This window comes from Nitrospirillum amazonense (assembly GCF_029594735.1).
Lineage (GTDB): Bacteria > Pseudomonadota > Alphaproteobacteria > Azospirillales > Azospirillaceae > Nitrospirillum > Nitrospirillum amazonense.
Map to the genome: position 1 here is coordinate 600,890 of NZ_JARPAF010000002.1, position 13,191 is coordinate 614,080.

Below are 13,191 nucleotides of genomic sequence, written 5' to 3' on the forward strand. Positions count from 1 at the left end.
GATTGGCTAGAGCCGCACGCCGTGGTCGCGGGCGAAGGCCAGCAGGTGCTGGCGCAACGACCGGTCGGGGCGCCCCAGCAGGCTGTCCAGGAACCGCTGCAGCACGCCCACGTCGACCGAGCGGATCATGGTCTTGATCTCGCCGAAGGCGCCAGGGCTCATCGACAGGGTGCGGAAGCCGCAGCCCAGTAGGGCCATGGCGTCCAGGGGCCGGCTGGCCATCTCGCCGCACAGCGACAGCTGCACCCCGGCCTCATCGCACCGCCGCACCAGCATGCGCAGCACCGACAGCATGGCCGGCGACAGCAGGTCATAGCGGTTGTTCAGCATGGGATTGCCGCGGTCGCTGGCGAACAGGTACTGCAGCAGGTCGTTGGATCCCACGGACATGAAATCGATGTGGGGCAGCAGCGCGTCCAGCTGGAACAGCAGGGCCGGCACCTCCATCATCACGCCCACCTTCAGGTCGCGGGGGCGGGCCACGCCATCCTGCTCCAGCCGGCGCAGTTCCAGGTCCAGCACGCGGCGGGCGCGGAGGAACTCCGACACCTCGGCTACCATGGGGAACATCACCCGCAGGTCGCGGCCCGAGGCCGCCCACAGCAATGCCCGCAGCTGCTTGCGCAGCATGGCGGGACGATCCAGGCCGATGCGAATGGCGCGCCAGCCCAGGGCCGGGTTCTCCTCACCCAGGTCGGGGAAGTAGGGCAGGGTCTTGTCGCCGCCCACGTCCAGGGTGCGGAAGGTGACGGGCTTGCCGTCCGCCTCGTCCAGCACCTTGGCGTAGGTCTCCTTCTGCACGGCGGTGTCGGGATAGGTGTGCCGCACCATGAAGGGGATTTCGGTGCGGTACAGGCCGATGCCGTCGGCGCCGGTGGCATGCAGGTGGGGCAGGTCGATCAACAGGCCGGCGTTCAGCATCAGGCGCACGGCCACGCCGTCGCGCGTCACCGACTCCAGCTTGCGGGCGGCGGCGAACTCGCGCTTGCGCTCCTCCCCCACCTCGATGCTTTTCAGGAAGGCCTCGGTGATGTCCTCCGCCGGGCGCACGAACACCTGGCCGTGGTCGCCGTCGACGATGACGAAGTCCAGCGGGTCGATGCGGTTAAGCACACCGGTGCACTGCCCTACCACCGGGATGTCCAGGGCCCGCGCCACGATAGCCACGTGGCTGTAGGCTGCCCCCTCCTCCAGCACCAGGCCGCGCAGGCGGGTGCTGTCATAATCCAGCAGCTCGGCGGGCCCCAGGTTGCGGGCCACCAGCACGAACGCGTCGGGCAGGGTGCCGCCGTCCGCCTTGTCCTGGCGGCCGGCCAGATGCTGCAGCAGGCGGTTGGTGATGTCGTCCAGGTCCAGCTGGCGTTCGCGGATGTAGCTGTCGGTTACCGACGCCATGCGGGCGCGGTTGTCGTTCTGCACCTGCTGCACCGCCGCCTCCGCCGTCAGGCCGGTGCGGATGGCCTCGCGGATGCGCGACAGCCAGCCACGGTCGGTGGCGAACATGCGATAGGTTTCGATGATCTCGTGATGCTCGCCGCCGGTTTCGCCCGACAGGATCAGCAGGCGGTCGATGGCGGAGTGCATGCTGTCCACCGCCTCGCGCAGGCGGCGCAGCTCCAGCTCCGGGTCATCGGCCACCATCTGGCGGATGGTCAGTTGCGGCCGGTGCAGCACGGCCACGGCCATGGCGATGCCCCGGTTCAGGCTGACGCCGTCCAGGCGGGACGGCAGCAGCACCAGGTCGTTGGCCACCTGCAGTTCGCGATTATCGACCAGCTCGCCCGTGGCCACCAGCTCGGCGACCACCATGGCGATGGTCTCCAGCGTCTCCACGTCCTGCTCGTCATAGGCGCGGCGCGCGATGTGCTGGATGGCCAGCACGCCGCGCACGCGGCCGCCGCGCAGGATGGGCACGCCCATGAAGCTGTCGAACGGGTCTTCGCCCGTTTCCGGACGGTAGGCGAAATTGGGATGGCTGGGCGCGTTGGCCAGGGCCACCGGCCGGGCGTGGGCGGCGATGTCGCCCACCAGGCCCTCACCCACCCTCAGCCTCGTCTTGTGCACGGCGTCCAGGTTCAGGCCGATGGTGGCGAACAGCTCCAACACCTCGCCCGCCCGCATGACATAGCAGGAACAGACGTCCGCCCCCATCTCGGCGGCGATCAGCATGACGATCTTGTCCAGCCGCGACTGGGCGGTGCCGCCGGCGGCCATGACGTCGCGCAGCCGGGCCAGCAGACGCCGGGCGCCGCCGGCCGCGTCGGCGGACCGGCGGCGTTCGGTAGCGGTATCAGTGGTGATGGAACCGGTTTCCGGAACCTCAAGCCCCGGGTCGATGAGGATGGGGGGAGTTCCGGAATGCGGTGCCACTAGCCTGCCGCTCCCGCCAGCGCCAGCGCCGGTCCCGCTTCCCCTGTGTCCTTGGCATGGCCGTACCGGCCGGCCAGGGCGTCCTCCGCCTGGGCCACCAGCTCGGCCAGGATCTCGGCCGTCGGCTGCTCGCGCGTCACCATGCCCACCGACTGCCCGGCCATCAGGCTGCCGTTTTCCACGTCGCCGTCGATGACGGCGCGGCGCAGGGCGCCGGCCCAGAAATGCTCGATCTCCAGCTGGGCGTCCTTCTGCTCCACCTCGCCGCGGTTGAAACGCTCCACCACCTCGCGCTGGAAATCCATGAAGCGGCGGGTGCCCTCGTTCTGCAGGGCGCGGACCGGGATGACCGGGAAGCGGCTGTCCAGCTGGGCGGACGGCATGGCGTCGCGGGCACTGGCACGGATGAAGGCGCGCTTGAAATTGGGGTGGGCGCGGGACTCCGTGGCGCAGACGAAGCGGGTGCCCAGCTGCACACCGGCGGCCCCCAGCTCCAGGTAGGCCACGATGGCCTCGCCCCGGCCGATGCCGCCGGCCACGAACACGGGCACGTCCCGGATCTCCGGCAGGATCTCCTGCGCCAGGACCGAGGTGGCGACGGGCCCGATATGGCCGCCGGCCTCCATGCCCTCGATCACCAGGGCGTCCACGCCCATGCGCACCAGCTTCTTGGCCAGGATCAGGGCCGGCGCGAAGCACACGACCTTGGCGCCGCCGTCCTTCAGCTGCTTGATCACCGGTGCCGGGGGCAGGCCGCCGGCCAGGACGACATGGTGCACGCCGTGGTCCAGGCAAACGGCGGCCAGCGTGTCCAGCTGCGGGTGCATGGTGATGAGGTTGACGCCGAAGGGCTTCGCCGTCAGCGCCCGGGTGGCGTCGATCTCCTGGGCCAGCATCTCGGGCGTCATGGCGCCGCAGGCCAGCACGCCGAAGCCGCCGCCGTTGGAAATGGCGGCCACCAGGCCGGCGTCCGACACCCAGGTCATCGCGCCGCCCATGACGGCCAGCTCCGTGCCCAGGAAATCGCGCCCACGGGCCCACAGCGCGTCCAGCTTGTCGCGAGCGGTTCCAATCGTGGTGGTGGTCGACATCAAAAACGCTTCCTTTTGGCGGAAAAAATGTATCACCCGCGCCCGTGATGCGGCGGCCGGTGCCCCGCGGCGGGGGAACGACGCCGATCCCTAACCTAAAACAACCTCTGAAAACAACAATGCCCCGGGGGACGCTCTCCAGTCCCCCGGGGCAGAGTGTCGCTCAGATGCTTATGCCTGGTCCAGGCCGTAAGCGGTGTGCAGGGCGCGCAATGCCAGTTCGGTGTACTCCTCGGCGATCAGGACGCTGACCTTGATCTCGCTGGTGGAGATGACCTGGATGTTGATGCCGCGGTCGGCCAGGGCCTTGAACATGCGCTGGGCCACGCCGGCGTGGCTGCGCATGCCGACGCCGATGACCGAGACCTTGACCACGTTGCTGTCGGCGATCAGGCGGCGGAACTTCAAATCGTCCTTGGCGCCCTCCAGCACCTGCACGGTGCGGTCCAGATCGGCCTTGGTGACGGTGAAGGTCATGTCGGTGGTGGTGCCGTCTTCCGACACGTTCTGCACGATCATGTCGACGTTGATGGCGGCGTCGGTGAGCGGGCCGAAAATGGCCGCGGCCACGCCCGGCCGGTCTTCCACCCCCACCAGGGTCACCTTCGCCTCATCCCGGCTGTAGGCGATGCCGCTGACCAGTTCCTGTTCCACGATTTCGTCCTCATCAACGACAAGAGTTCCCGGCAACGCGCTGCCGGCCGCTTCCTCGAAGGTCGACAGCACCTGGACACGCACCCGGTGCTTCATCGCCATTTCCACCGACCGGGTCTGCAGGACCTTGGCGCCCAGGGACGCCATCTCCAGCATTTCCTCGTACGTGATGCGGCCCAGCTTGCGGGCCTTGGTCACGATGCGCGGGTCGGTGGTGTAGACGCCATCCACGTCGGTGTAAATATCGCAGCGCTCGGCCTGGACCGCCGCCGCCAGGGCCACGGCCGAGGTGTCCGAGCCGCCGCGGCCCAGGGTGGCGATGCGCCCATCCTTGGACACGCCTTGGAAGCCCGCCACCACGGCCACCTCGCCGGTGGCCATGCGGGCCACCAGGTCGCCGGACTCGATGCGCTCGATGCGGGCCTTGCCGTGCACATCGTCGGTGATCAGGGGGATCTGCCAGCCCTGCCACGACCGGGCCGGGATGCCGATCTCCTGCAAGGCGATGGCAAGCAGGCCACTGGTCACCTGCTCGCCCGAGGCGACCACGGCGTCGTACTCGCGCTCGTCCGCCAGGCGGCTGACCTGTTTCACATAGTCCACCAGCTGGTTGGTCACGCCCGACATGGCGGAGACGACCACCGCCACCTCATGGCCGGCGTCGACCTCCTGTTTCACTTTGCGGGCGACATTCTTAATCCGGTCGATGGTGCCGACCGATGTCCCGCCGAACTTCAAAACGAGGCGTGCCATAACCCGTGTCTGCCTTGTGAGAGGCCGGCAGGCGCCAGCCGGTGGATGCAAGGGGGCTCCCGGGCGCGAGGCTTTCCGGAAAGCGCGCTATCCTTACCCTGTCGGGCGCGTCCAGGCAATAAATGGGCAATAAAAGGTCAGGGTTGCGTAAACCGGGCGACAGAGCATTTCTATTTCGTGGTCATGGCCCCCCTTGAACGCCGGGCGCCGGCATCCGCCGGGCAGGGTTTATCCTCCCGTTTCAGCCCGCCGACGCCCCCTGAAACGTTCCCGCGGACGCGGTCGCGTCCCCCGCCTTTCTGCGAGCCCGGCCGGGTGCAGCCATTCAGCCGGCGCGGTTGAGTTGACCGCGAGGGCGGCACATACTCCGCCGCGCTCCCCATTGGGGTGCGTTCCGTTCAAGGGTGCCTATGATGAGCCAGACCGCCACGACCACCGTCGATCCCGGGGAAATCCAGCGCTTTTCCGCCATCGCCGCCGAATGGTGGGACGAGGCGGGCAAGTTCCGGCCGCTGCACAAGCTGAACCCGGTGCGCCTGGAATATTTGCGCGACCGCATCTGCGCCCATTTCGGCCGCGATCCACTGGCACCCCAGCCGCTGCAGGGCCTGCGCCTGGTCGATATTGGCTGCGGCGGCGGCCTGCTGTCGGAACCGCTGGCCCGGATGGGGGCCGACGTGGTGGGCATCGACGCCGCCGAGCGCAACGTGAAGACCGCCGCCACCCACGCGATGGAGACGGGTACTACCGTCGACTACCGCCACACCACGGCGGAGGATCTGGTGGCCGCCGGCGAGACGTTCGACGCGGTGCTGTCGCTGGAGGTGGTGGAACACGTGGCCGACGTGCCGCTGTTCCTGGACAGCCTGGCCGCCCTGATGAAGCCCGAGGGCCTGCTGGTCATGGCGACGCTGAACCGCACGCCCAAATCCTATCTGATGGCCATCATCGGCGCGGAATACGTCCTGCGCTGGCTGCCGCGCGGCACCCACGACTGGCGCAAGTTCCTGAAGCCGTCGGAACTGGCCGCCGGCCTGCGCGCCACCGGCCTGACGGTGCGCGAGGTCATGGGCCTGGTCTACAGCCCCTTCAACGACACCTTCCGCCTGGACGCCCGCGACCTGGACGTCAACTACCTGCTCTGGGCCAGCCGCTGAGGCAACCAGCGGCCAAATAGGCAACACGGCCCAGGCAGTCAATACCGCCCAAGCGGGGGCATGATCACATGCCGCCGTAGGCCGCGACTGCGGCCGCCGGAGATTTCCGGGGAGCGGCAGCGGACTGGAAATCGAGGATAGCCAAAGGCCCGGACGGGCCTGCCGGCGCTTGAGGAAAACGACCTACGCCGCGTTGCTGGCTTCCGTATGCGTCAGCAGGGCGTAGATGGCGTCGGCGGTGTCGGCGCCGCGTAGCTTCTCGCAGAATAGCGGGTTGCGCAGCATGCGCGAGACCAGGGCCAGGGCCTTCAGGTGATCGGCGCCGGCCGATTCCGGTGCCAGCAGCAGGCAGATCAGGTCCACCGGCTGTTCATCGATGGAATCGAAATCCACCGGCCGTTCCAGGCGGGCGAACAGGGCGCAGACCTTGGGCAAGGTGGGCAGCTTGCCATGGGGGATGGCGATGCCCCGGCCCACGCCGGTGGTGCCCAGGCGCTCCCGCTCCAGCAGCACGTCGAAGATGGCCCGCTCATGCTGACCCGTCAGGTCGGCGGCCCGTTTGGCGAGTTCCTGCAGTACCTGCTTTTTGGAGGAGGCCTTGAGATTGGCGACAATGCCGTCCGGCTTCAGAAGCTCGACCATCGGCGTCAACAAAAACTGGGACGGCATTGCCACCACACTCGCTTACACGGGCATTTCGCTTGAAGTTTTATAGGGCGGAAAGGTTTATCAAACTTTTCCGCCCAACCCCCGGTTCCAAGCTTCGGCTATCCCCGCCCCGAGGTCAATGGGGCCAAGGTCGGCGGGGATAGCTCTGGAAGCCGTATCCTGATCAGCAGGTTCCGATCAGTGGGTGGCCGTGGGCTTGCCGTCGGAGGGATCGACCCAGCCGACGTTCCCGTCGGGCCGACGATAGACCATGTTCAGATGGCCATGCGCGCGGTTGCGGAACAGCAGGGCCGGCAGATCCGCCAGGTCCATGCGCATCACCGCCTCGCTGACCGTCAGCATGTCGATGTTGGTCTGCATCTCGGCGATGATCATGGGGTGGTGGTCGGCACCGTTGCCGTTCACCGCGTGCCCGTTGTGGCTGCCGGCCCCTTGACCGCCTTCATCGGCCTCGTCGTCGTGGGCGTCGGCGTTGATGATGTACTTTCGGGCCGGCACGGCGGCCTCGGCCTCGCCATGCACGCGCTGGTGATGGTCGCGCAACCGGCGCTTATAGCGTCGCAGGCGCTTGGCGACGCGCTCCGCCGCCTCATCGAAGGCGGGATAGGGTTCCGTGGCTTCGGCATAGGCTTGCAGAAGGATGCCGCGGCCGACGTGGGCCTGGATGTCCGCCTTGTACAGATGCGCCTCGCGCGACAGCACGACGGTCGCCTCAAGTGGACTGCTGAAATATTTCTCCACCAACCCTGTCAGTGTGGTCTCGACATGGGTGCGCAGGGACTCGCCAACGTCTAGCTGCTTGCCTTTGACGATTATATGCATGGCCTGTCCGTCTCGCTTGGTTGGAAGCCAGGAGTGGCGGCGGCGTTGTGCCTTGCCGTCGGCCTTTACAATAGCCCGCGGCCGGCCTTTTGCTGCTGGGAAGGCCAGCCGTCATGCGCCATCCATCGGGCGCATGGTTCAGATCCCAAGGGCCTTCTCCCGGCGACGCTGGACTGAGGAAGGGATCTTCATGGCTTCACGATACTTGGCGACCGTCCGCCGTGCAATGTCGATCCCCTCATCCCGAAGGATCTCGACCAGGCGATCATCCGAAAGGATCTCGTCCGGCTTTTCCGCGTCGATCAGCACCTTGATGCGGTAACGCACCGCCTCGGCCGAGTGCGCGGCCTGGCCGTCCGCCCCGGAAATGGCTGATGTGAAAAAGTATTTCAGTTCGAACAGGCCACGGGGCGTGGCCATGAACTTGTTGGTCGTCACGCGGCTGACGGTGGATTCGTGCATGCCGATCGCCTCCGCTATATCCCGAAGGATAAGGGGGCGCAGGAACTGCAGGCCGTGCAGGAAAAACGCGTCCTGCTGGCGCACGATCTCGGTCGCCACCTTCAGGATGGTGTTGGCGCGCTGGTGCAGCGACTTCACCAGCCAGCTGGCCGACTGGAACTGCTCGGTCAGATACTCCTTGTCCTGCTTGTTCCGGGCGGCCCCCTGGATGCGGGCGTAGTAGCGCTGGTTGACCAGCACACGGGGCAGGGTGTCGCTGTTCAGCTCCACCAGCCAGCCGCCGCCGGGCTGGGCGCGCATGACGATGTCAGGCACCACCGTCTGCACCGGCTCATGATCGAAGGCCAGGGCCGGCTTGGGGTTCAGCGCCTTGATCTCGCCGACCATGTCGGCCAGATCCTCGGCATCCACCTGGCAGACCTTCAGCAGGGCCGGAACGTTGCGCGCGGCCAGCAGGGGCAGGTTGTCCAGCAGGGCCTGCATGCAGGGGTCCAGCCGGTCCAGCTCCCGCAGCTGCAGCGCCAGGCATTCCTTCAGCGACCGGGCGAAAATGCCCACGGGGTCCAGGCGCTGTAACCGTTCCAGAACCGAAACGACCTGGAATTCGGTGCATCCCAGCTGATCCCCCACCAGGGCGACATCGCCGGTGAAATAGCCGGCTTCGTCCAGGTAGTCCATCAGGGCGAAGGCCACCATCCGATCCAGGGGATCGGCGATGTCCATGGTGATCTGTTCGGTCAGGTGGTCGCGCAGCGAGACGCTGCCGGACAGCGTCTGCTCGAACGAGTTTTCATCATCCTCGAAGCTGCCGCCGCGTCCCGACCAGTTGCCGAAGGCCTCTCCGCCCTCGCCCATGCCGTCGGCCGCCATGTCGACCGCGCTGGAATTGGTCCAGACGTTCTCGAAGTCCGTGTCCAGTGGCGCGTCGCTGGAGGAGCCCATGTGGTCGGAAGCCGTGAGGTCGGCCGTGTCGCGCATGGGCAGGTCGTCGGTGCGCGCGACCACCTCCTCCCGATCCACTCCATCGGGGGCGGGATCGCGGTTACGGTCGCCATCATCGCGTTCCAGGAGCGGGTTCTGCTCCATCTCGCGATCGACGTAGTCGGCCAACTCCAGGTTAGACAGCTGCAACAGCTTGATCGCCTGTTGCAGCTGGGGAGTCATCACCAGCGCCTGGGTCTGCCGAAGATCAAGGCGTTGTTGAAGCGCCATCACCCGCCCGAATAAGAACAGTGGCCCGAAATGGAATTGCGCAGAACGCGCTTATACTTAGTTACAGACTGAACCGTTCGCCAAGGTATACGCGGCGCACATCCTTGTGGGCCACGATCTCGGACGGTTCACCCTCCATCAATACCATACCATCGTGAAGAATGTATGCGCGATCAACGATGTCCAGGGTTTCGCGGACGTTGTGGTCGGTGATCAGGACGCCGATGCCGCGCTCGCGCAGATGACTGACCAGTTCGCGGATGTCGTTGACGGCGATGGGGTCGATGCCGGCGAACGGCTCGTCCAGCAGGATGAAGTTGGGCTGGGACGCCAGGGCCCGGGCGATTTCCACGCGGCGGCGTTCACCGCCCGACAGGGCCAGGGCCGAGGTGCGGCGCAGATGGCTGATGGAGAACTCGGCCAGCAACTCATCCAGCGTGGCTTCACGCTTGTCGCGGTCCTGCTCCACCACCTCCAGCACGGCGCGGATATTGTTTTCCACCGTCAGGCCGCGGAAGATCGAGGCCTCCTGAGGCAGGTAGCCTATCCCTAAGCGCGCGCGGCGGTACATGGGCAGTTCGGTGACCTCCAGCCCGTCCAGGGTGATGGTGCCGTAATCGGGCATGATCAGCCCGGTCATGATGTAGAAACTGGTGGTCTTGCCGGCGCCGTTGGGGCCCAGCAGGCCAACGACCTCGCCCCGGCGTACGCTGACGCTGACATCGCGCAGCACCGGGCGGCCCTTATAGCTCTTGCCCAGCTTGGTGGCCGTCAGGCCGCTGTTGGGGTTGTCTGACACCAGGCGCGGGCCTCCCGCTTTGGGTTCCCTGGGCGCCGCCGGCGCCTTCGCGGGTTCGGATGTCTTGCTCATGGCTGCGCTCCGCCGCCGGGGGTTTTGGCGCCGCCAGCGGGCGGCGCGGCAGGGGCGGCCGGCTGATCGGACTTCTTGGGTATCAGCACGCTATGCACGCGCCCCCCCTTGACGGTCTCGTCGGGCAGCATGCGGCTGACCCCCGTGGCGTTGTTGACCTCGGCCCGGTGGCCGTTCACCTGGTTCTGACCCTGGGTCAGCTTCACATCGCCCGTCAGGATGGCGATGCGCGTCTTCACGTTATAGGTGCCCTCGGTGCCGCGCGCGATATCTTTGGGGGTGACGATCAGCACGTTGCCCTTGGCATCCATGCGCGTCATCTCCAACTGCTTAGTCGCATTCTCTTCCATGATGCCCACCAGCACGTCGGCGCGGATGCGGTCGCCCTTGTCATTGATGGCAATGGCGTTGCCGCGCGCGACCAGCAACTGCTGCTGGCGCCAGTATTCCAGGGTGTCGCGGGCGTAAACCGTGTCGCTGCGCGTGACCAGGTGCAGATGGTCGCCGGTCAGCACGGTCACGTCCTGGTCCACATCGTAGACGCTGTGGTCGCCATAGGCCTGCTGGCTGGGCGAGGTCATGACCACCTGGCCGTCGGCGGCCATGCGGTACATCTCGGTCGAGCCGTCATTGGCCTTGCGGTAGTACACCACCAGGGTGTCGCAGTGCAGGGTGTCCTCCCCCCGCGTCACGATGACGTGGCCCCGGGCCACGGCGGCCAGCTGGTCGTTGTGCCACTCCATTGTCTCGTCCGAGGTGATGTCGATGGCGCCCGGGGGGGAGGCCGTGACCTCGGCGGGGGTGAAAGGCAGCAGGCCAGGCTCGCCGGGGACGGCGGTATTCTGCGCCGGTTGAGCGGCGGGCTTCTTGGCCTTGGCGACTTTTTCGCCAGCGGGCTTTCCGGCGACGGGCTTGGCCCCCGCCGCTTCCTCCGCGCGGGAGGATGGGGCCAAGGCGACCAGGGCCGTGGCCGCAACCGCCAGGCCGCTCAGCATCAGGGTCCGCACCGCCGGGACCGTCTTTGTGAACCGGATACTCAAGGTTTCTTGCCTCCGGTCCGCGACGGTGCCGTGATGGGGGGTGCCGTGATGGGGAGTGCAGGGATGGGACCGGCGGGCGTGGCGCCGTCGGCGTGGTGCTCCTTCTCCACCAGGCGCAGGCGCGCCTTGCCGGTGAAGACGATGGTGCTGCCCTTGTCGGTCATGCGGAAGCCGCCGGCGTCGATGTCGCCGAACGGGCCCTGGCCGGCCACGCGCGCGTTGCCCCAGGCGATGTTCTTGCTGGTGTCCACTTCCGCCTTGTCGGTGGTGAACTCATAGCCGTGATCGTGAAACAGCGTGACCCTCCCCTCCAGCGTCAGGTGGCCAGACTGCTTGTCGTACCGCCCGGTGTCCCCGTTCAGGGTCACCCACTGCCCATTCTTTAGCGTGATCTCCGCCTCGGGCGAAACAAGATCGATCAGGTTGTCCTGATTGCTTTCCTGCATGGCCCGGTCGGCACGTACTTCCACGGGCCGGTCGGTCTTGTCCGTTCCCAGAAAATGGGCGTCCAGCATTTCCAACTGGCCGGTGCCGGGGTCGGCGGGGCGGGGATTGGTGGTTTCCTTGATCAGAGGCCAAAGCGCGATGGCGGCGATGGTCAGGCCGGCCAGGGTGGGCAACACCACCTTGGCTTGGTTGACGCGGCGGGTGTGCCGGGCGCTGGCGCCCCGGCCCCGTTGCTCCTCGCCGCGCGGGTCCTGACCGCGCGGGTCCGGGGCACGCTGATCCGAAAGGTGGCCGGAAGGGGGCGCGGAACCGGCCGGGGGTGCCGGCTGCCGAATCCCGCCCGCGTCGCCGGTGCCGGCGCCGGGGTTTTCTGAAGGGGGGGGCAGGGTCATGGTTCCACGGGGTTTGGCCGCCAATTGTGGCGCAGGCATGTCCGGCGGCTGCCGCCACCGGTTGAGGCCCAATCTAACTGAGCAGTGATTCCACGGTCAAATCGTCATGCGCCGTCCCTTTTTCCAGGGGGACGGCGCGCTACCCACCCATGCGGCGCGCCCGCGCGGGACCCGGGGGAAGGGGGGCGACCCCTTCCCCGAAAGGCGCCTCAGTGGGCGAAAATATCCGGTTCGTCCCAGCCGCTCAGGTCCAGCAGGGCGCGGTGCGGCAGGAAGCGGAAGCAGGCCTCGGCCAGCTCGGTGCGGCCTTCGCGGGCCAGCACGGCGTCGAACTTCGCCTTGATGTCATGCAGGTACAGCACGTCGGAGGCGGCGTACTTCAGCTGCTCTGCCGTCAGCTCCTCCGCACCCCAGTCGGACGACTGCTGCTGCTTGGACAGCTCCACGCCCAGCAGATCGCGGCACAGATCCTTCAGGCCATGGCGGTCGGTATAGGTGCGCACCAGCTTGGACGCGATCTTGGTGCAGTAGACCGGGGCGGTCACGACGCCCAGATACTGGTTCAGCACGGCGATATCGAAGCGGGCGAAGTGGAACAGCTTCAGCTGTTCCGGATTGGTCAGCAGGCGCTTCAGGTTGGGGGCGTCGTACTGGCCCTGGCGCAGCTGCACCAGGTGGCAGCGCCCGTCGCCGGACGACAGCTGGATCAGGCATAGGCGGTCGCGGTGCGGGTTCAGCCCCATGGTTTCGGTGTCGATGGCCACCACCGGGCCCAGGTCCAGGCCGTCGGGCAAATCGCCGTCATAGAGATCGATGGGCATCAAACCGGTCCTTCATGCTGGAGGGGCTGCCGAGGAAGGCCCGCCGGCGCCGGGGCATCCCGCGAAAGCGAACCCCAGAAACGCCGCGGGCCGCCGGCGTTCCATCGGAACATCGGCGGCCCTGCGACCTTAAACCCGCGCTGAATTGGTGCCCAGGAGAAGACTCGAACTTCCACGACATCTCTGCCACAGGTACCTGAAACCTGCGCGTCTACCAATTCCGCCACCTGGGCAGCGCGGGCCGCCTAAGTACGATTATGGCCGGGGCCTGTCAACACCCTTCTTTTGGCGCCTTTGAATTTTTTTGACGGTGGCGCCAGGCGCTGGGATGGTCCCATGCACGGCGCCGATCCCGCCCGTCCAGGTCGAGGGGGGTGGACGGGGCGACCAGTCAGGTATTCGATGGGAAGGATGGCGCTGTTCGACGCGT

General features: G+C 67.1%; 11 protein-coding genes and 1 tRNA gene. 1 reads left to right on the forward strand and 11 read right to left on the reverse strand.

The window, feature by feature from the left end:
- Positions 1-6: 6 nt before the first annotated feature.
- From ptsP to P5F91_RS08945, 3 genes are all read right to left on the reverse strand, one after another.
- The gene (ptsP, locus tag P5F91_RS08935) at positions 7-2,214 is read right to left on the reverse strand and encodes a phosphoenolpyruvate--protein phosphotransferase (protein WP_277907868.1); all 2,208 of its coding nucleotides are present in this window, start codon (positions 2,212-2,214) and stop codon (positions 7-9) included.
- A 155-nt stretch (positions 2,215-2,369) separates the two neighbouring features.
- Positions 2,370-3,461, reverse strand: coding sequence for an NAD(P)H-dependent flavin oxidoreductase (locus P5F91_RS08940; protein WP_145610609.1), 1,092 nt, complete (start codon positions 3,459-3,461; stop codon positions 2,370-2,372).
- Positions 3,462-3,632: 171 nt separating this feature from the next.
- Positions 3,633-4,868, reverse strand: coding sequence for an aspartate kinase (locus P5F91_RS08945; protein ID WP_145610608.1), 1,236 nt, complete (start codon positions 4,866-4,868; stop codon positions 3,633-3,635).
- 413 nt (positions 4,869-5,281) lie between these two features.
- Here P5F91_RS08945 and ubiG point away from each other — a divergent pair, with 413 nt between their 5' ends.
- Positions 5,282-6,025, forward strand: coding sequence for a bifunctional 2-polyprenyl-6-hydroxyphenol methylase/3-demethylubiquinol 3-O-methyltransferase UbiG (ubiG, locus tag P5F91_RS08950; RefSeq protein ID WP_145610607.1), 744 nt, complete (start codon positions 5,282-5,284; stop codon positions 6,023-6,025).
- 183 nt (positions 6,026-6,208) lie between these two features.
- On the opposite strand, the gene ptsN is transcribed toward ubiG, so the two are convergent.
- From ptsN to P5F91_RS08990, 8 genes are all read right to left on the reverse strand, one after another.
- A complete protein-coding gene (gene ptsN / locus P5F91_RS08955) occupies positions 6,209-6,667 on the reverse strand; it encodes a PTS IIA-like nitrogen regulatory protein PtsN (RefSeq protein ID WP_040844426.1) in 459 nt (152 codons plus the stop codon).
- Positions 6,668-6,871: 204 nt separating this feature from the next.
- On the reverse strand, positions 6,872-7,516 hold the full coding sequence (gene hpf / locus P5F91_RS08960) for a ribosome hibernation-promoting factor, HPF/YfiA family (protein ID WP_088870641.1): 645 nt from the start codon (positions 7,514-7,516) through the stop codon (positions 6,872-6,874).
- Between the two features lie 138 nt (positions 7,517-7,654).
- A complete protein-coding gene (gene rpoN / locus P5F91_RS08965; protein WP_277907037.1) occupies positions 7,655-9,190 on the reverse strand; it encodes an RNA polymerase factor sigma-54 in 1,536 nt (511 codons plus the stop codon).
- Between the two features lie 61 nt (positions 9,191-9,251).
- Entirely contained in the window at positions 9,252-10,061 is an 810-nt protein-coding gene (gene lptB / locus P5F91_RS08970) for an LPS export ABC transporter ATP-binding protein (RefSeq protein ID WP_145610605.1), read from the reverse strand.
- The gene (locus P5F91_RS08975) at positions 10,058-11,101 is read right to left on the reverse strand and encodes an LptA/OstA family protein (protein ID WP_145610604.1); all 1,044 of its coding nucleotides are present in this window, start codon (positions 11,099-11,101) and stop codon (positions 10,058-10,060) included. Before P5F91_RS08975 ends, lptB begins: the two co-directional genes overlap by 4 nt.
- The gene (gene lptC / locus P5F91_RS08980) at positions 11,098-11,940 is read right to left on the reverse strand and encodes an LPS export ABC transporter periplasmic protein LptC (protein WP_277907038.1); all 843 of its coding nucleotides are present in this window, start codon (positions 11,938-11,940) and stop codon (positions 11,098-11,100) included. The genes P5F91_RS08975 and lptC overlap by 4 nt, the downstream gene beginning before the upstream one ends.
- 209 nt (positions 11,941-12,149) lie before the next feature.
- Positions 12,150-12,761, reverse strand: a complete 612-nt coding sequence (locus tag P5F91_RS08985) for a ribonuclease D (protein WP_145618763.1) — start codon at positions 12,759-12,761, stop codon at positions 12,150-12,152.
- 146 nt (positions 12,762-12,907) lie between these two features.
- A tRNA-Leu gene (locus P5F91_RS08990) sits at positions 12,908-12,994 on the reverse strand.
- Positions 12,995-13,191 lie beyond the last annotated feature (197 nt).